Annotated in this window: 23 protein-coding genes; 14 read left to right on the top strand and 9 right to left on the bottom strand. The window is 62.3% G+C overall.

Features of this window, described 5'->3' with window-relative positions:
- Positions 1–26 precede the first annotated feature (26 nt).
- Positions 27–695, bottom strand: coding sequence for a phosphoribosylformylglycinamidine synthase subunit PurQ (gene purQ / locus FJW08_RS26250; protein ID WP_140755166.1), 669 nt, complete (start codon positions 693–695; stop codon positions 27–29).
- A 131-nt stretch (positions 696–826) separates the two neighbouring features.
- On the opposite strand from purQ, the gene FJW08_RS26245 reads away from it, so the two are divergent.
- The gene (locus FJW08_RS26245) at positions 827–1,558 is read left to right on the top strand and encodes a hypothetical protein (protein WP_140812884.1); all 732 of its coding nucleotides are present in this window, start codon (positions 827–829) and stop codon (positions 1,556–1,558) included.
- 222 nt (positions 1,559–1,780) lie between these two features.
- Here FJW08_RS26245 and purS read toward each other — a convergent pair whose 3' ends face one another.
- Both purS and purC read right to left on the bottom strand, forming a co-directional pair.
- Positions 1,781–2,023 (bottom strand): phosphoribosylformylglycinamidine synthase subunit PurS, encoded by a 243-nt coding sequence (gene purS, locus FJW08_RS26240; RefSeq protein ID WP_140755162.1) that lies wholly within the window; start codon positions 2,021–2,023, stop codon positions 1,781–1,783.
- A gap of 43 nt (positions 2,024–2,066) precedes the next feature.
- Positions 2,067–2,861: a phosphoribosylaminoimidazolesuccinocarboxamide synthase gene (gene purC / locus FJW08_RS26235; RefSeq protein WP_013532127.1), complete on the bottom strand. Its 795-nt coding sequence runs from the start codon at positions 2,859–2,861 to the stop codon at positions 2,067–2,069.
- A gap of 276 nt (positions 2,862–3,137) precedes the next feature.
- Here purC and FJW08_RS26230 point away from each other — a divergent pair, with 276 nt between their 5' ends.
- Together FJW08_RS26230 and FJW08_RS26225 are read left to right on the top strand one after the other, a co-directional pair.
- Positions 3,138–3,458, top strand: a complete 321-nt coding sequence (locus FJW08_RS26230) for a DUF1476 domain-containing protein (protein ID WP_140812883.1) — start codon at positions 3,138–3,140, stop codon at positions 3,456–3,458.
- Positions 3,459–3,567: 109 nt separating this feature from the next.
- The gene (locus tag FJW08_RS26225) at positions 3,568–4,341 is read left to right on the top strand and encodes an HpcH/HpaI aldolase/citrate lyase family protein (RefSeq protein ID WP_140812882.1); all 774 of its coding nucleotides are present in this window, start codon (positions 3,568–3,570) and stop codon (positions 4,339–4,341) included.
- Between the two features lie 103 nt (positions 4,342–4,444).
- On the opposite strand, the gene FJW08_RS26220 is transcribed toward FJW08_RS26225, so the two are convergent.
- On the bottom strand, positions 4,445–4,999 hold the full coding sequence (locus FJW08_RS26220) for an alpha/beta hydrolase (RefSeq protein ID WP_140812881.1): 555 nt from the start codon (positions 4,997–4,999) through the stop codon (positions 4,445–4,447).
- Between the two features lie 245 nt (positions 5,000–5,244).
- Between FJW08_RS26220 and FJW08_RS26215 the strand changes: the two genes are divergently transcribed.
- Complete coding sequence (locus tag FJW08_RS26215; protein WP_140812880.1) at positions 5,245–6,057, top strand: VOC family protein; 813 nt, start codon at positions 5,245–5,247, stop codon at positions 6,055–6,057.
- A 196-nt stretch (positions 6,058–6,253) separates the two neighbouring features.
- Here the strand turns inward: FJW08_RS26215 and purB are convergent, their stop codons facing one another.
- Entirely contained in the window at positions 6,254–7,561 is a 1,308-nt protein-coding gene (purB, locus tag FJW08_RS26210; protein WP_140812879.1) for an adenylosuccinate lyase, read from the bottom strand.
- Positions 7,562–7,769: 208 nt separating this feature from the next.
- On the opposite strand from purB, the gene FJW08_RS26205 reads away from it, so the two are divergent.
- Entirely contained in the window at positions 7,770–8,024 is a 255-nt protein-coding gene (locus tag FJW08_RS26205) for a DUF2171 domain-containing protein (RefSeq protein ID WP_140812878.1), read from the top strand.
- A gap of 8 nt (positions 8,025–8,032) precedes the next feature.
- On the opposite strand, the gene FJW08_RS26200 is transcribed toward FJW08_RS26205, so the two are convergent.
- Positions 8,033–9,058 (bottom strand): P1 family peptidase, encoded by a 1,026-nt coding sequence (locus FJW08_RS26200; protein WP_140812877.1) that lies wholly within the window; start codon positions 9,056–9,058, stop codon positions 8,033–8,035.
- Complete coding sequence (locus tag FJW08_RS26195; RefSeq protein WP_140812876.1) at positions 9,058–10,131, bottom strand: ABC transporter substrate-binding protein; 1,074 nt, start codon at positions 10,129–10,131, stop codon at positions 9,058–9,060. Before FJW08_RS26195 ends, FJW08_RS26200 begins: the two co-directional genes overlap by 1 nt.
- Before the next feature lie 179 nt (positions 10,132–10,310).
- Here FJW08_RS26195 and FJW08_RS26190 point away from each other — a divergent pair, with 179 nt between their 5' ends.
- The 7 genes from FJW08_RS26190 (at position 10,311) to FJW08_RS26155 (ending at position 16,828) form a co-directional block, all read left to right on the top strand.
- Positions 10,311–10,838 (top strand): flavin reductase, encoded by a 528-nt coding sequence (locus tag FJW08_RS26190; RefSeq protein ID WP_140812875.1) that lies wholly within the window; start codon positions 10,311–10,313, stop codon positions 10,836–10,838.
- Complete coding sequence (locus tag FJW08_RS26185) at positions 10,835–11,764, top strand: MoxR family ATPase (RefSeq protein ID WP_140812874.1); 930 nt, start codon at positions 10,835–10,837, stop codon at positions 11,762–11,764. The genes FJW08_RS26190 and FJW08_RS26185 overlap by 4 nt, the downstream gene beginning before the upstream one ends.
- A 5-nt stretch (positions 11,765–11,769) precedes the next feature.
- Positions 11,770–13,020, top strand: coding sequence for a VWA domain-containing protein (locus FJW08_RS26180; protein WP_140812873.1), 1,251 nt, complete (start codon positions 11,770–11,772; stop codon positions 13,018–13,020).
- 48 nt (positions 13,021–13,068) lie between these two features.
- A complete protein-coding gene (locus tag FJW08_RS26175; protein WP_127280086.1) occupies positions 13,069–13,407 on the top strand; it encodes an XdhC family protein in 339 nt (112 codons plus the stop codon).
- 6 nt (positions 13,408–13,413) lie between these two features.
- Entirely contained in the window at positions 13,414–14,118 is a 705-nt protein-coding gene (locus FJW08_RS26170) for an XdhC family protein (protein WP_140755140.1), read from the top strand.
- Entirely contained in the window at positions 14,115–15,725 is a 1,611-nt protein-coding gene (locus FJW08_RS26165; RefSeq protein ID WP_140812872.1) for a molybdopterin-binding/glycosyltransferase family 2 protein, read from the top strand. The genes FJW08_RS26170 and FJW08_RS26165 overlap by 4 nt, the downstream gene beginning before the upstream one ends.
- A gap of 251 nt (positions 15,726–15,976) precedes the next feature.
- A complete protein-coding gene (locus FJW08_RS26155) occupies positions 15,977–16,828 on the top strand; it encodes an alpha/beta fold hydrolase (RefSeq protein ID WP_140812900.1) in 852 nt (283 codons plus the stop codon).
- Between the two features lie 29 nt (positions 16,829–16,857).
- Here FJW08_RS26155 and FJW08_RS26150 read toward each other — a convergent pair whose 3' ends face one another.
- Positions 16,858–17,907 carry a DUF1176 domain-containing protein gene (locus tag FJW08_RS26150; RefSeq protein ID WP_140812871.1) on the bottom strand — a complete coding sequence of 350 codons (1,050 nt, stop codon included), beginning with the start codon at positions 17,905–17,907 and terminating at the stop codon, positions 16,858–16,860.
- Between the two features lie 138 nt (positions 17,908–18,045).
- Here FJW08_RS26150 and FJW08_RS26145 point away from each other — a divergent pair, with 138 nt between their 5' ends.
- Entirely contained in the window at positions 18,046–18,552 is a 507-nt protein-coding gene (locus FJW08_RS26145; RefSeq protein WP_140755134.1) for a DUF1993 family protein, read from the top strand.
- Positions 18,553–18,603: 51 nt separating this feature from the next.
- Here FJW08_RS26145 and FJW08_RS26140 read toward each other — a convergent pair whose 3' ends face one another.
- A complete protein-coding gene (locus FJW08_RS26140; protein WP_140755132.1) occupies positions 18,604–18,768 on the bottom strand; it encodes a hypothetical protein in 165 nt (54 codons plus the stop codon).
- Between the two features lie 361 nt (positions 18,769–19,129).
- Between FJW08_RS26140 and FJW08_RS26135 the strand changes: the two genes are divergently transcribed.
- Entirely contained in the window at positions 19,130–19,594 is a 465-nt protein-coding gene (locus FJW08_RS26135) for a hypothetical protein (RefSeq protein ID WP_140812870.1), read from the top strand.
- The last annotated feature ends 48 nt before the right edge of the window (positions 19,595–19,642 follow it).

Here is a 19,642-nt window from a genome sequence, read left to right as displayed (position 1 = left end):
AATTCTCGAGGTTGCGGTTGCAAACTTCAAGCGGCAATGCCCAAGGCGCCTTCGAACAGCGCCCTGCCGTCATTGCCGCCATGCGCCGCTTCTATCAGGTTCTCGGGATGCGGCATCAGGCCAAGCACATTGCCTTGTTCACTGACGATGCCGGCAATGTCGTTGATCGAGCCGTTCGGATTGGTGCCTTCGGCATAGCGGAACACCACCTGGCCTTCGCCTTCGAGACGGGCAAGCGTGTCGGCGTCGGCAAAGTAATTGCCGTCATGATGCGCCACCGGCGAGCGGATGATCTGGCCCGGCTGGTAGCGGCGGGTGAACATGGTGTTGGCGTTGGCGATTTCGAGCTTGACCTGCCGGCAGACGAACTTCAGCGAGGTGTTGCGCATCAGCGCGCCGGGCAGCAGCCCCGCCTCGACCAGGATCTGGAACCCGTTGCAGACGCCGATCACCATCACGCCCTTTGCCGCTTTTTCGGCGACCGCCCGCATCACCGGCATGCGTGCCGCGATCGCACCGCAGCGCAGATAGTCACCGAAGGAGAAGCCGCCCGGAATGGCGATCAGGTCGACATCGGGGATTTCGGTGTCGGTCTGCCAGACGGTTGCCGGCGCCTGTCCGGAAATCTTGGTCAGCGCCGCGATCATGTCGCGGTCTCGGTTGAGGCCAGGGAGAAGGACGACGGCTGATTTCATGGCATGTCCAATTGAGTCAGGAGGCATATCCAGTTTTGGCGTATCGGCAGCGTAGTTGCGGGTCAAGCGCCGGTTAAGGCTTTTGAGCTATTTATCGGCTGCAAACCGGGCAGACAAATTTGAAGAGCGGCTTGGAATTCAAACACGAAGACGGCCGATGGGCGTCTGGCGTCTCCGGTACCACGGTGATGCTTTTGTCGGCATTCATCTATGCATTTTTCTCTCAGGCCGACGCTAGCTTCGCGACGGCGTTTTCGAGAATGTTTTCGCTAGAGGTCGACCTTGGACTTTGCTCTTCATCTTTTGCCAGTCTCATTATGGCGCAGATTGTCTACGGGCTGACGGTCTGCCTCGTGCTGTTAGGTCTCATGGTGGCCGTGGGCATCGCTGCCATCCTTGATCCTTCGAACGGGGTTCGATATCTCAAGTTGCTTCTCGCAATATTGGCATTTCTTCTTGTCTTGCTGGCATTGGCTATGAAAGACAACGGATTTTGGCTTGAATCAGTAGGTCGAAGGCTTATCATGCGGCATCTAAGTATTGCAGACGCATGCTCTCAAAGTCACAATGTTGATTTTATCCGTATCTATATAATAAGTGCCTGCATTTTATTTTGGACATGGATTCTTATGTCGATGGGTATGTCCCGCTTTCTGGCCATATACTTTCACCGTGACTACGATGATTTGCCAAAGGATCCTCGGTTTCGTGCCGAAATATTAGCAATACGTGCTAAGTACAGCGACGTATATCAGTCGGCAAAGAAGCCAACGTGGGCATTTTATATGATAGCTGCGGCAGGTTTGCTAATCATAGGAACGCACGCTGTTTACAAGTTGGCCGTCGTTTTAGGTGCTCTCTAGTCGCCCGTTCGATACGTTCAACCCGATCATTCTGACGAGCGAGCACACCATAGATGTTCTTCACGTCACTCTCAATGCTATCAGAGGACCTCGGATGGAGCCAAGCTCGGATTTAACCTCTCCAAGCGTCAATCCATCCTGTCCCAGCGCGACTGAATCGACTTGAGGACTTCAGAGATCAAACTGCTATCGATCTCGGCCACCAGTCCCTCTGGTACAACCTCAGGTAAGCGTCACACTATAATTCTCAATCACCGTATTTGCCAGCAGCTTGTCGCACATGGCTTTCAGATCGGCTTCGGCCTTGGCCTTGTCGCTTTCCGCCAGTTCGACGTCGAACACCTTGCCCTGCCGCACCGCGCCGACGCCTTCGAAGCCCAGTCCCGACAGCGCGTGTTCGATTGCCTTGCCTTGCGGGTCGAGAACGCCGTTCTTGAGGGTGACGGTAATGCGGGCCTTGATCACGCTGGACGTGCTCCTGTTCTGAATATCGGGTTGCAAGTCGCTGTCAGTGCGGCTTGCCTTTGAGGCCGTCGGTCGAGGCGACCAGCACCGGACCGGTGGGACGCGGCGGCTCGTTCTCGTTCATGATGCCGAGGCGGCGGGCGACTTCCTGATAGGCCTCGACGAGGCCACCCATGTCGCGGCGGAAACGGTCCTTGTCGAGCTTGTCCTGCGTCGCCACGTCCCACAGGCGGCAGGAGTCCGGCGAAATCTCGTCGGCCACGACGATGCGCATCATATCGCCCTCGAACAGGCGGCCGCACTCGATCTTGAAGTCGACGAGCTGGATTCCGACGCCCATGAACAAGCCGGAGAGGAAATCGTTGACGCGGATGGCGAGCGCCATGACGTCGTCGATCTCCTGCGGGCTTGCCCAGCCGAACGCCGTGATGTGCTCTTCCGAAACCATCGGATCGTCGAGCGCGTCGGCCTTGTAGTAGAATTCGATGATCGAGCGCGGCAGGACGGTGCCTTCCTCGATGCCGAGGCGCTTGGACAGCGAACCGGCGGCGACATTGCGCACCACCACTTCGAGCGGGATGATCTCGACCTCCTTGATCAACTGCTCGCGCATGTTGAGCCGGCGGATGAAGTGGGTCGGAATGCCCATGCGGTTCAAATGATTGAAGATGTATTCGGAAATGCGGTTGTTGAGCACACCCTTGCCGTCGATGACCTCGTGCTTCTTCTTGTTGAACGCGGTTGCGTCGTCCTTGAAGAACTGGATCAGCGTGCCCGGCTCGGGTCCTTCATAGAGGATCTTGGCCTTGCCTTCATAAATGCGGCGGCGATTTTTCATTTGAATTTTTCTCTGGATTTGCGGGCAGGCGGCAAGCGACCACTACCTGCCCGTCCGCCTGAATTAATGCGGCGACGGTGGCGTTCAATGCCGGGTCTATCCCAATCACACCGTTTGCTCAATCGGCAAATCCTTCCAATCAACCGCTTTCGGGACTGAAATGCCGCAGCGCAGCATACGACGAAGCATATTGACCGGCCCGCGACCTTTTGGTTTGTGCTTCGGCAACACACATATTCACCTGCCAACGAATCGGATTTGACCCGGAGGGACGCCATGAGCAGCATGAAAGACCGCGAAGAGGGCTTCGAGCGCAAATTTGCATTCGACGAAGAGCTTCGGTTCAAGGCCTCGGCGCGGCGCAACAAGGCGCTTGGTTTGTGGGCCGCCGAAAAGCTCGGAAAATCCGGTCCTGACGCCGACACCTACGCCAAGGAAGTCGTTGTTTCCGACATCGAGGAAGCCGGCGACCATGACGTGTTCCGCAAGATCCGCAAGGATTTCGACGCTGCGGGCGTCGACCAGTCCGATCACCAGATCCGCCGCACCATGGACGAACTGATGGCGCAGGCGATCGAGCAGATCAGGAACACCTAATCCGGCCTCTTACTGGACCAATCGACCGCCCGGCCGATCCGGGCGGTTTTTCTTTGCCTTTGCGGCGGTTTCCGGCTGAAACTGCCGGCGTTAACAAGGAAGAGATTAGATGTCCCTGAAGTCCCGTCTTGCCGCCGATGAAACGCTGGTCACCGCCTGGTCGGGCGTGCCGGATGCCCTGACCGTGGAGATCCTCGCCAGGCAGGACTTCGATGCGGTCACACTCGACATGCAGCATGGCGGCCATCACGAGGACAGCGTCCTGCGCGGCCTGGCACCGGTACTGGCTGTGGGCAAGCCGGCGCTGGTGCGCATTCCCGTTGGCCGTTTCGACATGGCCAGCCGTGCCCTCGATTTCGGCGCCGAAGCGGTCATTGCGCCGATGGTCAACTCGGTGGCCGATGCAAAGCTGTTCGCCGCCGCCATGAAATATCCCCCGCTCGGCGAGCGCTCGTGGGGCCCGACCTATGCCTTCCCCCGCCATGGCAAGGGCGACTATGCCGAATGGCTGCGTGACGCCAATCAGCGTACCATGGCGTTTGCGATGGTCGAGACGCGCGCCGCGCTCGATGCGCTCGACGGCATCCTCGATACGCCGGGCATCGATGGCATTTTCCTCGGGCCATCCGATTTCTCGATCGCCTGGACACAAGGCGCCACGGTCAATTCCACGCTGGAAAGCATGATGGAGACGGTGGCCTCGGTTGCCGAGCGCACCCGCAAGGCCGGCAAGCATGCGGCAATTTACGTCGTCGAACCGGCTATCGCCGGCCGCGTCGTGTCGATGGGCTACCGCCTGCTCGCCACGGGCTCCGAGCATGCGCTGATTTCGCTGGGAGCAAAGACCTTGCTCAAGGGCATCAAGGATTCGATTGGCGCCTGACGCCAGAGCAATTCCAGGAAAAGCGCGTGGCGCTTTCCCTAGGGAATTGCGTGAAAACAAAGAGTTAGAGCGGGTCGGCGATTCTATCAAGCGCTGAACCGCTCTAAGCCTTCAGGTCCGTCAGGAACTTGGCGAAGGTCATCGATCCCTCGGGCCAGGGGCCAAAACCTGAATCCTCGCTGAGATGACCGGTCTCGCCGGCGTCGATGAACAGCGAGCCCCAGGCGCCGGCGATGTCCTCGGCGACATCGAAGGGGCAAAAGGGATCGTTGCGGCTGGCGATCACGATCGACGGAAACGGCAGCGGCTCGCGCGGATAAGGGCCGAAGGTCATCAGATGCCTCGGTTTGATCGTGGGGTTGGCGACGTCGGGCGGCGCCACGAAGAAGGCGCCGGCGACCGACTTCTGAAATTGTGGAATGGCCTGTACGGCCGCGGCCACTCCCAGTGAATGGGCGACGAGAACGACAGCTCTCTGCGCCTCGTTGACCGCCTTGGCCACGCTCGCCGTCCAGTCCTCGCGCACCGGCTTCGACCACTCCGCCTGTTCCACGCGTCGCGCCGTCGACAGCTTCGATTGCCAGCGAGTCTGCCAATGCTCGGGTCCGGAATTGGTGTATCCGGGGATGATCAGAATATCTGCGTCTTTGACTTTCATGGCGCTGAGATAGCGAGGGCGATTGTCTGATGCAACCGTTGATGGACGCGCCCTGCGCTCGCAATGGTGAACACCATGTTCGCTTTTCGCTCTCTTGTGTGAACGATGGCGATCGACGATGTCTGTTGGGAAAGAAACAGCCGTGGAGGACCGGGATTTTGGCGCTGACACGACGTACAATGATCGGCGGCGCCGGGCTCCTGGCTTTGGGAACTTCGCGAAACGTTGCCGCAACGGAGACAATGATGAGCGAACTGCCATTTGCCGCCACCACGCCGGTGAGCGTCGCCCGGGTCGGGCTGAAGGCGCGTGATGCCGAAAGCCTCGCGGCCTATTACCGACGGGTTGTCGGCCTGCAGGAACTGAGCCGTGCCGATGGCGCGATCACCCTGGGCGCAGCCGACCGTCCGCTGCTGGTGCTTGAACCGGACGTGTCCGCCAAGCCAGACGATCCGCGCAGCGCCGGCCTCTTCCACACGGCATTCCTCCTGCCCAGCCGCGCCGATCTCGGCCGCTGGATCAACCACGCCATCGCAGACAAGATCGCCATCGAGGGGGCTTCGGACCATCTGGTCAGCGAAGCGCTGTACCTGACCGATCCCGAGGGCAACGGCATCGAGATCTATGCCGACCGCCGCCCGCAGGACTGGAAATGGAACAGCGACAAGATCGCCATGGCGACCGAGCGGATGAACATTCCTTCTGTCGTTGCCGAAGTGCCGGCCGGCGACGCGGGCTGGCAAGGAGCGCCGGAAAACAGCATTGTCGGCCACGTCCATCTGCGCGTCGGCAGGCCGGAAGAGGCGGAAGCCTGGTGGAACCAGGAGTTCGGGTTCGACACGGTGGCCAAATATGGCGGCCAGGCGGTGTTCCTGTCGTCAGGCCATTACCATCACCACATCGGCGCCAATGCCTGGCAGAGCGCCGGCGCTGGCCGCCGCGACCCGTCCCGCTCCGGCCTTGCCTGGGTCGAGATGCGTTCGGACAATGTGAGCAGCGCAACGACCCGTGAGGACCCCTGGGGCACGGTGATCAGGACCGTGCCGGGGAAGGCTTGATTGGCGAAAACGTCGGCGCGAGCGTCTTTCTCCCCGTCACTATACGGGGAGAAATGCCCGGCAGGGCAATGAGGGGCAGCGCCAGAGTCTCGAGATTGTCGAAGCCGACGAGGGTTCATCGCCGAGGTCGGCGCCGCCCCTCATCCGCCTGCCGGCACCTTCTCCCCGTATAGTGACGGGGAGAAGGAAGCTGTATTCACGCCTCCCCGAACACCCGCTTGAAAATCGTGTCGACGTGCTTGGTGTGGTAGCCCAGGTCGAACTTCTCGCGGATTTGCGCCTCCGGCAGCGCTGCGGTCACTTCCTTGTCAGCCAGAAGTTCCTCAAGGAAATCAGCGCCTTGTTCCCATACTTTCATGGCGTTGCGCTGCACCAGCCGGTAGGAGTCCTCGCGCGACAGGCCGGCCTGCGTCAGCGCCAGCATCACGCGCTGGGAATGCACCAGGCCGCGGAATTTGTTCATGTTGTTCAACATGTTCTCGGGATAGACGACCAGCTTGTCGACGACGCTGGTCAGGCGTGACAGCGCGAAATCGAGCGTCACGGTGGCGTCCGGGCCGATCATGCGCTCGACCGAGGAGTGCGAGATGTCGCGCTCATGCCAGAGCGCCACGTTCTCCATCGCCGGCAGCGCCATGGAACGCACCATGCGGGCAAGGCCGGTGAGGTTTTCGGTCAGCACCGGGTTGCGCTTGTGCGGCATCGCCGACGAGCCTTTCTGGCCCGGCGAAAAATACTCTTCCGCTTCCAGCACTTCGGTGCGCTGCAGGTGCCGGACCTCGATCGCCAGCCGCTCGATCGAGGAGGCGATGACGCCGAGCGTGGCGAAGAACATGGCGTGGCGGTCGCGCGGGATCACTTGCGTCGATACCGGTTCCGGCTTCAGTCCCAGCTTTTGAGCCACATGCTCCTCGACATAGGGCTCGATGTTGGCGAACGTGCCGACCGCCCCTGAAATCGCGCATGTGGCAATGTCTTCGCGCGCGTGCACCAGCCGCTCGCGGCAGCGCGAGAATTCGGCATAGGCCTGCGCCAGCTTGATGCCGAAAGTGGTCGGCTCGGCATGGATGCCGTGGCTGCGGCCGATGGTGACGGTGTCCTTGTGCTCGAAGGCGCGGCGCTTGAGTGCGGCAAGCAACGCATCGATGTCGGCGAGCAGGATGTCGCTGGCGCGGGTGAGTTGCACGGCAAAGCATGTGTCGAGCACGTCCGAAGACGTCATGCCCTGATGGATGAAGCGCGCGTCGGGTCCGACGAATTCGGCAAGATGGGTGAGGAAGGCTATGACGTCATGCTTGGTGACGCGCTCGATCGCGTCGATCTTCTCGACGTCGAATTCCGCCGCGCTTCCCTTTTCCCAGATGGTTTTGGCCGCTTCCTTGGGGATAACGCCCAGTTCGGCCAGCGCATCGCAGGCATGGGCCTCGATTTCGAACCAGATGCGAAACCGGGTTTCGGGCGACCAGATGGCGACCATTTCCGGCCGGGAGTAGCGAGGGATCATACGGATTGATTTCCAGCTTCGCGTTGCGTTGGCCGCGTCCTAACAGAGGCGGGCAAAATGCTCAACGTTGCTGCCGCGCAAACCAGAGGCTGGTCAAGCGGAAATAGAAATCAAAACGTGGTGCGGACCACAGCCGATGCATCCAATCCGCTCGCCATTTGTTATTGTCGGCAGTCCCAATGGCAACCACCCCAATGGAGAACCTGACATGACCGACACCAGCAAAATTCGTGAGCACATGGAAGTCGTCGGCGCCGATGGCGTGCATATCGGAACCGTCGACAAGGTCGATGGCCAGCGCATCAAGCTGACCAAGGCCGACAGCGGCGAGGGCGCTCACAAAGGCCATCACCACTATATTTCCCTGGCCCTGGTTGCCGAGGTCGATGGCAAGAAGGTGTGGCTGTCCGCGAATTCCGATGTCGCGGTGACGTTCGAGGAAGAGAAATCCGATCCGATTTGATCGAAGGCTTAGCCGGGGCGTGACGACCAGACGGGAAACAGATCGTTGCCGGCTGGCGTCGCGGCAAACACGCCACGGCTGATGGCGCGTGCCATGGTGGCACCGGCGGCGGCGTAGAGATCGACTGCCGCGTCGGCGGTGAGTTCGACCCCACTCCTGCCGGTCGCCAGCGCGAACACCAGGTCGCCGTCGGCCGGCGTATGCGTCGGCCAGATGGCGCGCACGAAGCCGTCATGCGCCGAAATCGCCAGGCGTTTCGCGGCGGCCTTGGTGAGGACCGCGTCTGTCGCGATGACTGCGATGGTCGTGTTGTCGCCGCTTTCCATCTGCCGCCCGTGATCCTTGTCGCGGTATTTCAGCAAGATCCGCTTGGCGTCTTCGGGCATGGGCGATGGATAACCGAGCCTGCCGAATTCATCGCCGATTTCAAAGGGTGCCGCCCAGAAATGGCGGGTGCGGCCGACGGTCACCGAGCCGGTCGGGTTGACGGCGGCCAGCGCACCGATGGTGACGCCATTGTCGAGCAGTGTCGAGGCGGACCCCAGGCCGCCCTTCAGGCCCGAAGTCAGCGCACCGGTACCGGCGCCGGTTGTGCCAAGTTGGAAATCGACGGCCGCAGCTTGTACCGACTCGTAGCCGAGGTCGCGATAGGGTGGATAACGGCCCCAGTCCTTGTCGCCGCCATTGCGCAGGTCGAACAGGATTGCAGCCGGCACGATCGGTACCCGGAAGCCGCCCACCTCGAAGCCGATGCCGCGTTCGCGCAGTGCGGCCTGCACGCCGGACGCAGCATCGAGGCCGAAAGCCGAACCACCCGACAGCACGACGGCATGGATTGTCTCGATAGCATTGTGCGGTTCCAGCAGATCCGTCTCGCGTGTGCCTGGCGCGCCCCCAAGGATTTGCACACCCGCCACCGCCGGCTCGTCGCAAAGGACAGTCGTCACGCCGGATTTCAGCCTGGCATCGGAAGCATTGCCGACGCGCAGGCCGGCAACGTCTGATATGAGGTTGCGCGGGCCTGTACGGAACATCAGTTGTTTTCCAAGGGCACGAAGCGGGTGCCGTCGAAGCGGAAGACACGGTAGGGGCTCTGGCTGAGGTCGCCCTTGGCGTCGAATCGGACCGGCCCGATCGCCGTGGTGAAATCATGCCCGGTGAGTGCGTCGGTCAGCGGCTTGCCGGAGCTTGCGGTGTCCACCGCCGCTGCCTTGGCGATCTCGACCGCCGCATAGGCCGGCAAGGCGTAGCCATCCGGCACGATTTTTTGCGCGGAGAAGCTCTCCAAAACTTTTGGGTCGGCGACATCGGCCCATTCGGGCGGCGCGATCATCAGCGTGCCCGTTGCATAAGGAATGTCGCCGGGCGGCGTGCGCAGGTTTTCGCCGCCGGCAAGAACGATGCCCGTCTGGAGTTGGGCGGCATCGCGCCCCATGATGGCGATGTCGTCGCCGTCGCCTCCGACAAAGACATGCGTAGCGCCGGCCTTTTTCAGCCGCCCGACCAGGCCGATCTGGTTGTCGAGTTGCGGCCGGAACGTGTCGACGAAGACCGGTTTCAGCGCTGCCTGCTCCGCCGCTGCGCGAAATGTCTCGGCGATTTCGCGGCCATAGATGGTGCCGTCATCGATGATGGCGAACAATTCGTCACGCCACAGCCGGGTGAGGTTAGAGGCGACAGCGTTGCGCTCGTCATCGCCACGCGGCCCGAGGCGATAGACCGGCCAGCCCGTCTTGGCGCGGCGGTCGGTCAGGCTTTCGGTTCGCACGCCGACGGTGATGACCGGGATGCTGGCGTCCTTCAGGACAGGCATCGCCGCCTCGATCGCCTGCGTGCAGAGGAAGCCGATCACGACATTGACCTTGGCCGCCACGAACTCCCTGGCTGCCGCGCCGCCGCCGTCGCCGGTGCAGGCGTCATCCACGGTCTTGAGCTCAATGCCGTTCGCCTCTGCCGCCAGCCGGGCGCCGGCCTCGATCTGCCTGCCGAGGATGGCCGAAGGTCCCGACAGGGGCGCGGCGACGCCGATCGTCAGCGTCTGGGCGCCGGCGGCGCCGGTCAGCAACAGCCAAGCCAGCGCGATGGATATCGTTGCCCCGGATCGCATCCTGCCGAACCGTTCCTCCAAGCCCGCGACACGCGCGCAGCACCAATTCCCGCCAAGACCTAAAGGCTGTCCGGCCTTGGTGCAACACGCGAATTCGGGATATGGGCCAAGCACTTCGCTTGTGGCATGTGATGTCTGGCCATATATGTCAGGCGAACAATGGCCATGGAAAACTTCCGGTGCTGAAGAAGAATGATATTGGACCGCAGGCCTATCGCGACGCGATGAGCCATTTTGCCGGTCACGTCCATGTGGTGACCACCGATGGACCCGCCGGCAAGCGTGGCGCGACGGTGATCGCGGCCTGTTCCGTGTCGGACACGCCGCCGACCATTCTGGTCTGCCTCAACCGTGAAAACCCCAAGAACGAACCGTTCGTGAAGAACGGCAGGTTTGCCTTGAACACGCTGGCTTCGCACCAGGAGCCCCTGTCGATTGGGTTCTCCGGCATGACTGGGTTGCCGGTCGAAGAGCGCTTCGCGCTCGGCGAATGGGACGTGATTTCCACCGGCGCGCCGACGCTGAAGGGCGCACTCGCCGTATTCGACTGCGAGCTGATCGACACCAAGGACCTGGCCACCCATCGTGTGCTTTTTGGCAAGGTGACAGGCCTGCGCATGGGCGATAATTTGCGGCCGCTGATCTATCACGCGCGCGGCTACCACGTCCTGGAAAGTGGGGCGGTCGCACCCACGGAGAAAGAATGAGCGACTTGAAACCGCGCGCCGTGCCGCGGACGATCGACGAGACGCTCGATCTGCTGACCGGCGCGGACTATGTCGCGGACCGGTCGCTGGCAACGGTGCTTTTCCTGTCGCTGCGCATGAAACGGCCGCTTTTCCTCGAGGGCGAGGCCGGCGTCGGCAAGACCGAGATCGCCAAGGTGTTGGCAGAGGCGCTTGGCCGCCGGCTCATCCGCCTGCAGTGCTATGAGGGGCTCGACATCTCCTCGGCGGTCTATGAATGGAATTACGCCGCACAGATGATCGAAATCCGCATGGAGGAGGCTGCCGGCAAGGTCGAGCGCTCCGCCATGGAACGCAATGTGTTCTCCGAAAAATACCTGATCCGCAGGCCGGTGCTCGATGCGCTGACAGGCAAGACGGGCGCGGCCCCGGTCTTCCTGATCGACGAGCTCGACCGCACCGACGAGGCGTTCGAAGCTTTCCTGCTCGAAATCCTCTCCGACTTCCAGGTGACGGTGCCTGAACTCGGCACGATCAAGGCGGAAGAGCCGCCAATCGTCATCATCACCACCAACCGCACCCGTGAGATCCACGACGCGCTGAAGCGGCGCTGCCTCTATCACTGGGTCGACTATCCCAATGCGGAACGCGAGCTGGAGATCGTGCGCCGCAAGGTGCCTCGGGCCAACCAGCGGCTTTCGGCCGAAGTGGTGTCCTTCATCCAGAAGCTGCGCCAGCTCGAGCTGTTCAAGATGCCGGGCGTCGCCGAGACCATCGACTGGGCCGGTGCACTGACCGAACTCGACAAGGTGGCGCTGGATCCGGAGACCGTGTCCGACACGATCGGCGTGCTGCTAAAATACCAGGACGACATTGCCCGCATCGGTGCGGGTGAGGGCCGGCGCATCCTCGACGAGGTCAAGGCCGAGCTCGCGGCGGCGGAGTAGCGGCAATGGAGACGTCGCGTCCCGACCCCAGAGAGGCGACCGAAGACGGGCGGATCGCCGACAACATCGTCTATTTCGCCCGCACCTTGCGCAAGGCCGGCATGCGGGTCGGGCCGGCCTCGGTCAAGGACGCAATCGAGGCGGTGCTCGTCGCCGGCATCGGCTCGCGCGCGGATTTCTACTGGACCCTGCATGCCGTTCTGGTGTCCAGGCACGAGGATCACCCGACCTTCGACGAAGCCTTCAGGCTGTTCTGGAAATCGCGCGAACTGATCGAAAAGCTGCTGGCGATGTTTTCGCCGGTGGCGCCTGACGTCAGGCAGAAGCAGAAGCCGCGCGCGGCCGAAAACCGCGTCAGCCAGGCTATGTTCGAAGGCCACCAGAAAAAGCAACCACCGCAGGAAGTCCCTGAGATCGAAGTCGACGCCCGCTTCACTTTCTCCGGCAACGAGGTGTTGCGGGGCAAGGATTTCGCGCAGATGAACGCTGCCGAGATGGCCGATGCCAAGAAGGCTATCGCCGAGCTGCGATTGCCTTTCGACATGGTGCGGACGAGGCGGTTCAAGGTCGATGCACAGGGCCGCCGCATCGATCCGCGTGCCATGATGCGCTCGGCGGCGCGCACCGGCGGTGAATTGATCCTGCCGAAATTCCGCTCGGTCCGCGAAACACACCCGCCGCTGGTGGTACTGGCAGACATTTCCGGTTCGATGAGCCAGTACACGCGCATCTTCCTGCATTTCCTCCACGCGCTGACGGAAAAGCGCCGGCGCGTGCACACCTTCGTCTTCGGCACGCGGTTGACCAATTTGACCCGGCAGATGCGCCACCGCGATCCCGATGCCGCCCTTGCCGATTGCTCGGCGGCGGTCAAGGACTGGTCGGGCGGCACGCGCATCGGCAATACGCTGGCCGAGTTCAACCTTGTATGGTCGCGACGCGTGCTGGGACAGGGCGCGGTGGTGCTTCTGATTACCGACGGACTGGAGCGCGACGATGTCGTGGGCTTGTCGGAAGAGATGGAGCGGCTGCACAAATCCTGCCGGCGGCTGATCTGGCTGAATCCGTTGTTGCGCTTCGATGGTTTTCAGGCGCGCGCCCGGGGCGTCAAGGCGATGCTGCCGCATGTCGACGAATTCCGCTCGGTGCACAATCTCGACGCGCTCGCCGATCTCTGCGCTTCGCTCGACAAGAAATCGGCGCTTTCGGTCGATCCGCGGCGGTGGATGGGTGCTGGCGCGAGGCACGCCGCATAGCCATATGTTTCCCGAACCCTGGAAAAACAGATCCTGAAAGAAGCAACGATGAGCGACAGCATTTATCTCGATGAGGCCCGCGACCCGCTGATCATCGCGGAAGCCTGGATGAAGGACGGCAAGGATGTCGCTATCGCGACCGTGGTCGAGACCTGGGGTTCGGCGCCACGCCCCGTCGGCAGCCACCTTGTCATCGATGCCGATGGCAATTTCCATGGTTCCGTTTCGGGTGGCTGCGTCGAGGGTGCCGTCGTGACCGAGGCGGTCGACGTCATCGGCTCCGGCAAGGCCAGAATGCTCGAGTTCGGAGTTGCCGACGAGACGGCCTGGCAGGTGGGCCTGTCCTGTGGCGGCCGCATCAAGGTTTATGTCGAGCGATTGGGCTGACCTCGGATGGATCCCTATGCGCTGAAAACGCTCAATGCCGAACGACGCGCCCGCCGCGCGGCGATCCTCGTCACCGATCTCGGTGATGGTCGCGGTCGTATCGTGCGGGAGGGCGATCAGGTCGCCGGTGATCTCGGAGCGGCGATCGCTAGGGCATTTCGATCCGGCAATTCCGGCTCCGTCGAGGCGGAAGGACGGACCTTCTTTCTCAATGCGCATCTGCCGCAGCCGCGCCTGGTAGTGATCGGCGCCGTGCATATCAGTCAGGCGCTCGCGCCGATGGCCCGGATCGCCGGCTATCCGCTGGAGATCATCGATCCGCGCACTGCCTTCGCCACACCGGACCGGTTTCCCGACGTCGCCTTGCATGCCGACTGGCCGCAGGACGTGCTGCAGCGCCAGCCGCTCGACAGTTACACCGCGCTCGCCGCCGTCACTCATGACCCGAAGATCGATGATTTCGCGCTGAAGGCGGCACTCGACGCCAACTGTTTCTATATCGGGGCGCTCGGCAGCCGAAAGACGCATGCAAAGCGCGTCGAGCGTCTGCTGGCGCTGGGCGCGAGTGCCGACCAGATCGCGCGTATCCACGCGCCGATCGGGCTGGATATCGGGGCGGCAAGCCCCGCCGAGATCGCCGTCGCCATTCTCGCGCAGACAATCCTTGCCTTCCGCTCGCGCGGCCTGGATGCGAAAGGCGCGGCGGCGTGAAATTCGGTCCGATCCCGATCGAGGCGGCCGAGGGGGCGGTGCTGGCCCATGCCACCACCGCTGGCGAAAAGCGGTTTCGCAAGGCGCACAGGCTGAGCGCCGAAGATGTCTCCATACTCAAAGGGGCGGGTATCTCGGAGGTCGTTGCGGCCGTGCTGGCTCCGGACGATCTCGGCGAGGACGCCGCGGCGCAAAGAATTGCGCAGGGCATGACCTTTGGCGGCATCGAGGCAAAGCCTGCCGCGACCGGTCGGGTCAATCTCCACGCCACGGCGGCAGGTATTTTCACGGTCAATGCCGCTGTCATCGACGCCATCAATGCCGTCGACCCCGCCATCACCATCGCCACACTGGCCCGGCACGCGCCGGTCGAGAAGGGCCAGATGGTCGCGACGGTGAAGATCATTCCCTTCGCGGTCTCTTCCGCGCTGGTCGACGCCGTGATGAAAATCTGCGCCGGCGGAGAAATCTTTGCCGTCAACGCCTATCGGCCGGTGCGTGTCGGTGTCATCCAGACCGTGCTGCCGGGCACCAAACCTGGTGTGCTCGACAAGACGTTGCGCGTCACCGAAGCCAGGCTGGCGCGCTCGGGCGGCAGGCTGACGGCGGAGCGCCGCACGCCGCATGAGATCGCCCCTGTCGCCGAGGCTGCCATTGCGCTTGCGCGCGACAACGACATGGTGGTGATCTTCGGGGCTTCCGCCATGAGCGATTTCGCCGACGTCGTTCCCGCGGCGATCGAGAGAGCCGGGGGGACTGTTGTCCGCGCGGGCATGCCGGTCGATCCCGGCAATCTGCTGGTGCTGGGAACACTCGGCGGCAAGCGCGTCATCGGCGCGCCTGGCTGCGCCCGCAGCCCCAAGGAGAACGGCTTCGACTGGGTGCTCGACCGGTTGATTGCCGGCCTCGATGTCACCGCGCGCGACATCGCCGGCATGGGCGTCGGCGGCCTGCTCATGGAGATACCGACGCGGCCGCAGCCGCGCGAGCCGCTGCCGGCCAAAAACCGGCTCAAGGTCGGGATCGTGCTTCTGGCGGCGGGCCAGTCGAGCCGCATGGGCGGACCGAACAAGCTGATGGCGCTGTTCGACGGCCAACCGCTGGTGCGCCGCACCACCAAACGCGCTCTCGCCTCGAAGGCTTCGGACACGATCGTCGTCACCGGCCATCAGCGCGAGCGGGTGCGCGCGGCCTTGTCTGGCCTCGACGTCACCTTCGCCGACAATCCCGACTTTGCCGATGGCCTGTCCACGTCCCTGAAGGCCGGAATTGCCTATCTGCCGCAAGACGTCGCCGGTGCAATGATCGTTCTTGGAGACATGCCCGGCGTGGCGCCTGGCGACCTCGACCGGCTGATCGATGCGTTCCGCGCGGCCGGAGGCAATTCCGTGGTTCGCGCCTCGCATGAAGGCAAGCGCGGCAATCCGGTGCTCCTGCCGCGCTCGTTGTTCGCGGCCGTCGCCCATCTCGAAGGCGATACCGGCGCACGCCATCTGGTCGAGGCCGAGGGGCTCGATGTCATCGATGTCGAGATCGGCGAGGGCGCGTCCGTCGATGTCGACACCCGAGAGGCGCTCGAAGGCGCGGGCGGCGTGCTGCAGGATTGACAAACCCGGCCTGTATTCCGCATGCCTTCGGTATGGCATTCCCTTTCTTGCTTCGCCGCCGCCTACCCCCCTCTGTCCTGCCGGACATCTCCCCCTCAAGGGGGGAGATCGGATGTCACGATGGCTTTCGCCAATCGCTAACGCCGGAGCAAATATCGCGACGCGGGAGCTGCCAATCTCCCCCCTCGAGGGGGAGATGGCCGGCAGGCCAGAGGGGGGCGCCTCGCGCTGTCCCTGCATTTCTGCTTGCAATATCCTTCTTGTTTCCGATCGCGGCCTACGCTGATGTTCTCACGCTCAAACCCTTCAAGGACGATCTCTTCGCCTATCCGGCGACGCTCTCGTCCGACAGCGACGGCGCCTACACCGTCCTCGACTACCGTGAAATGCGCGACATCAACCAGCGCGACGAGGTGCCAGAAAAGCGCGTGCACCCCCAGTACACCGACACCGGCGTGCGCAAGGTGCAGCAGGATCTGATGTTGAAGACGGACGCCGGCGATGTCAGGCATGTCGCCGTAGGCAAGACGCAAGGCGCCGCCGTCATCGTGCTCTATCTGCACGGGCAGGGCGGCAGCCGCAAGCAAGGCATGGACGACTTCACCTTCGGCGGCAATTTCAACCGCCTCAAGAACCTGATGGCCGGCAATGGCGGGCTCTATATCACACCTGATTTTCCTGATTTCGGCGACAAGGGCGCAGCACTGATCGCGGCCCTGATCGAGCACTATGCCGAACAGTCCCCGGGCGCGAAAATCTTCATCGCTTGCGGCTCGATGGGCGGTGCGCTGTGCTGGAAGCTTGCCGCACGCAAGGATACTGGCGCCCGCGTGGATGGACTGCTGCTGCTCGGATCGCTGTGGGACGAGGGCTTTCTTGCAAGTCCCGCCTTCAAGCGTCGCGTGCCGGTGTTCTTCGGCCAGGGCAGCCATGATGTGGTCTTTCCCGTCGCCAATCAGGAAGCGTTCTTCCGCTCCATCCTAGCCAGGTCGAAGGCCTATCCGACCCGCTTCGTCCGCTTCGAAACCGGCACGCATGGCACGCCGATTCGCATGGTCGACTGGCGCGGTACTCTCAACTGGATGCTGTCGAAGGCGCCTTGAACGACGCTGACTGCAAGCCCGGGGTATTTTCAGGGCGCGGTGTTGTAGTCGACGACTGTCTCAGGATTCTGCTCGCCGTCATAGGACGCATCGACATCATACTGGACCAGCGAGAAATCGCCGTTGCGGAACAGATAGGTGCCCGATGACGAGGCATCGCCGGCGCCGCGCCATTTGTTGAAGGTGGTGATCGTATGGGCATCCTTGTCATAGTCGGAATTGGTCGCCCAGCCTGTCGTCCGGAAGCCGACAATGTGCATGGACTCGACCTTGCCCTCGCTGTCGTTGTTGACGTAGCGGATATCCATCTCAGGCTCGGTGAACTGCAACTGCCGCACACCAGATACATCATCGCTCATGTAGTAGATGGAGTTTTCATTATAGGCCGCGGCAGAGCAGGCGAAATGGAAAAGCCGCGTTTCCCGGTCGGGATCGCTGGCAGCCGCGTTCTTGTCCCTGTATTTGATCGAGAAAGTTTCCGGCTCGTTGGCTAGAAGATTTTTGTCACACTGGTCGGCATAGCCAGCCAGAAAGGCCTTCTTGGCCTGTTCCAGTGCGGCATCCTTCTTCGGCGGCGGCGGACCGTCGCCGCAGCTTGGCGGCAGCGCCTCGTCGAAATCCGCGGTGGAGGGCTTCAGCGCCCCCTTGTCGATAAAGATCGGCTGGAAGGGCGGCGCCTGGATTTGGGCATTGACCTGGCGCAGCGTGTAGCAGCCGGCGAAGACCTTCGCTTCGCCCTTCTTGTCGGTTGCCTGGATGGCAACCGGGACGTTGTAATAGATGCTGCCCGCCGCGCCCTCGTCCGAGATCGGACCGGTCTTGACCTCCACAGTGTCGGTGCCGTCATAGCCTTTGACGAACGTATCGAAATCCTTTGCCGGCTTTGTATCTCCATAGTAGCCCCAGGCGCGGGCGAATTCATGGCGGTTGATGGCGCTGTAGAGAGAGCGGACGACCGCGTCCGCGCTCGACCGATCATCGACGTAAGGCGCTTGGGGCGTATCGCTGGCGGCCAATGCGGTCTGGCCTGTCGTGGCAAGGGAGAGAAGGGCAGTCGCTGCCAGAAGGACGCGTCTCATCGGGAATCTCCACTCGATAACGAAGATTCTACCATGGCGATTGCGGCGACGTGGTGACGCCGTCCGGCTTCAGCTTGAAGAATCGCGCCTGAGGGCGCTAGGTTCCCGCCGGCGTTCCTGCCGGACAGGAGATCTGACGTGACGATATCGATGTATGAGGCATCCGTGCCCGTGTTTTCAGCCAGGCTGAAGGCACTTTCCAGTGTGCTGGCGGCAGCCGAACAGAATGCGCTTGACCGCAAGATCGATCCGCAGGTGTTTTTGACGGCGCGGCTCGCGCCCGACATGTTCGCGCTGACCCGGCAGGTGCAGATCGCAACCGACCATGCCAAGGGCGCGCCGTCACGTCTGGCCGGCCGCGAAGTGCCGAAATACGAGGACAATGAAGCAAGCTTTGCCGAACTCGAAGCGAGGATCGCCAAGACTGTCGCCTATTTGGCGACTTTTTCGGCAGCCGATATCGACGGGTCGGATGACAGGATGATCGAGTTGAAGCTGGGGGGCCGGGAAACCACATTGAGCGGCATGCAGTATCTGCTGCACGCTGCCATGCCCAACTTCTATTTCCACCTCACCACCGCCTACGACATCCTTCGCCACAATGGCGTGCCGCTGGGAAAGGCGACATTCCTGGGATCGCGTTGAGGAGTGACGTTCGAGATGTCCCGTATCGATCCGGGACATCTCGCCACCTGCCTAGCGGATGGACATTTCGCGGGCGATGCGCGGGAAATCGGCAGGCTTGATGCCGATGTCGGCGCGCTCGGCGTTGCTCATGGAATAAAGCAGTGCGAGCGCCGCGCGATATCTCTGATGTTCCTGCGGGCGCGGCCGGGCGAACATTTCCGTGAAGAAACCCATGGTTCAGGCTCCTGGTTGGTCCTCCACGCCAGACAGTATAGGTGAATCGTGAAGATTGTGCAGTGCAGCATTTGCATGCCTGCCATGTCCGGATGATTTTTAGAATTTTTTTGCGGCCCGGTGAAACTCTTGCGCGGCGCCAATCGTAGGCTTCGAAGCTGGCACATCCCGGACTGCATGAAGGTGCAGTCCGGCTTCTTCGTTTGAGGAGCATTGATCCTCGATCGCAATCCTCGCAACGGCTAAATTCGTTCACATCGGTGGCATGTATTTTTAACGAGCCGGTTCTACTTTGTAGTCCAGACAGTCAGGCAAGCGGGAGGCTGACATCGCTACCAGCGCCAAGCGTGATTTCGCTTCGTTGCTCGACGACCTCTTCGTCGCCTCCGACAAGGGCGACGGCATCGAGGGCGCGGAGACCGGCGCGCGCCCATCCATCCCGTTCGACTATCTCTCGGTCGCCGATGAACTCCATTCCGGCCGCATCAAGGTATCCGCCGCGGAATATCGCGAGGCCGGTGCCGATCTGGCCGGCGAATTCGCCGCCTTGCTCGAACAGGCCAGGCTGGCCCTGGCTGGCGAAGAGCCGAAGCCGGAGGAAGCATTGCCGCCGATCGATCCTGAATCGATCGCGGTCGAACTGGGACTGAATCAGCCCAAGGGCCTTGCCGATTTCGGCCGCATGCGCCGCAGCTTTGCCTTCTCCAACCATCCCGACCGCGTTGCCCCGCATCTGCGCCAGCGCGCCATGGTCCGCATGCAGGTGGCCAATATGCTGATCGACGAGGCCAAGCGCCGCGCCGCCGTGGCTGCCGCACGCCGCTAACCGTCTCCGCTCACGCAAAAGTCGGCCCGGCGAGGCTTGGAGAGCGCC

Source organism: Mesorhizobium sp. B3-2-1 (assembly GCF_006439515.1).
Lineage (GTDB): Bacteria > Pseudomonadota > Alphaproteobacteria > Rhizobiales > Rhizobiaceae > Mesorhizobium.
The sequence above is the reverse complement of the archived record's forward strand: the minus strand, read 5'-3'. Positions and strand labels throughout refer to the sequence as shown.

Bases quoted from the DNA above. Each gene is read 5' to 3' on its own strand.
- purQ (WP_140755166.1), bottom strand. From the start codon at position 695: ATGAAATCAGCCGTCGTCCTTCTCCCTGGCCTCAACCGAGACCGCGAC.
- purC (WP_013532127.1), bottom strand. From the start codon at position 2,861: ATGAAAAATCGCCGCCGCATTTATGAAGGCAAGGCCAAGATCCTCTAT.
- FJW08_RS26230 (WP_140812883.1), top strand. From the start codon at position 3,138: ATGAGCAGCATGAAAGACCGCGAAGAGGGCTTCGAGCGCAAATTTGCA.
- FJW08_RS26225 (WP_140812882.1), top strand. From the start codon at position 3,568: ATGTCCCTGAAGTCCCGTCTTGCCGCCGATGAAACGCTGGTCACCGCC.
- FJW08_RS26220 (WP_140812881.1), bottom strand. From the start codon at position 4,999: ATGAAAGTCAAAGACGCAGATATTCTGATCATCCCCGGATACACCAAT.
- FJW08_RS26215 (WP_140812880.1), top strand. From the start codon at position 5,245: ATGAGCGAACTGCCATTTGCCGCCACCACGCCGGTGAGCGTCGCCCGG.
- purB (WP_140812879.1), bottom strand. From the start codon at position 7,561: ATGATCCCTCGCTACTCCCGGCCGGAAATGGTCGCCATCTGGTCGCCC.
- FJW08_RS26205 (WP_140812878.1), top strand. From the start codon at position 7,770: ATGACCGACACCAGCAAAATTCGTGAGCACATGGAAGTCGTCGGCGCC.
- FJW08_RS26200 (WP_140812877.1), bottom strand. From the start codon at position 9,058: ATGTTCCGTACAGGCCCGCGCAACCTCATATCAGACGTTGCCGGCCTG.
- FJW08_RS26195 (WP_140812876.1), bottom strand. From the start codon at position 10,131: ATGCGATCCGGGGCAACGATATCCATCGCGCTGGCTTGGCTGTTGCTG.
- FJW08_RS26185 (WP_140812874.1), top strand. From the start codon at position 10,835: ATGAGCGACTTGAAACCGCGCGCCGTGCCGCGGACGATCGACGAGACG.
- FJW08_RS26180 (WP_140812873.1), top strand. From the start codon at position 11,770: ATGGAGACGTCGCGTCCCGACCCCAGAGAGGCGACCGAAGACGGGCGG.
- FJW08_RS26175 (WP_127280086.1), top strand. From the start codon at position 13,069: ATGAGCGACAGCATTTATCTCGATGAGGCCCGCGACCCGCTGATCATC.
- FJW08_RS26170 (WP_140755140.1), top strand. From the start codon at position 13,414: ATGGATCCCTATGCGCTGAAAACGCTCAATGCCGAACGACGCGCCCGC.
- FJW08_RS26150 (WP_140812871.1), bottom strand. From the start codon at position 17,907: ATGAGACGCGTCCTTCTGGCAGCGACTGCCCTTCTCTCCCTTGCCACG.
- FJW08_RS26140 (WP_140755132.1), bottom strand. From the start codon at position 18,768: ATGGGTTTCTTCACGGAAATGTTCGCCCGGCCGCGCCCGCAGGAACAT.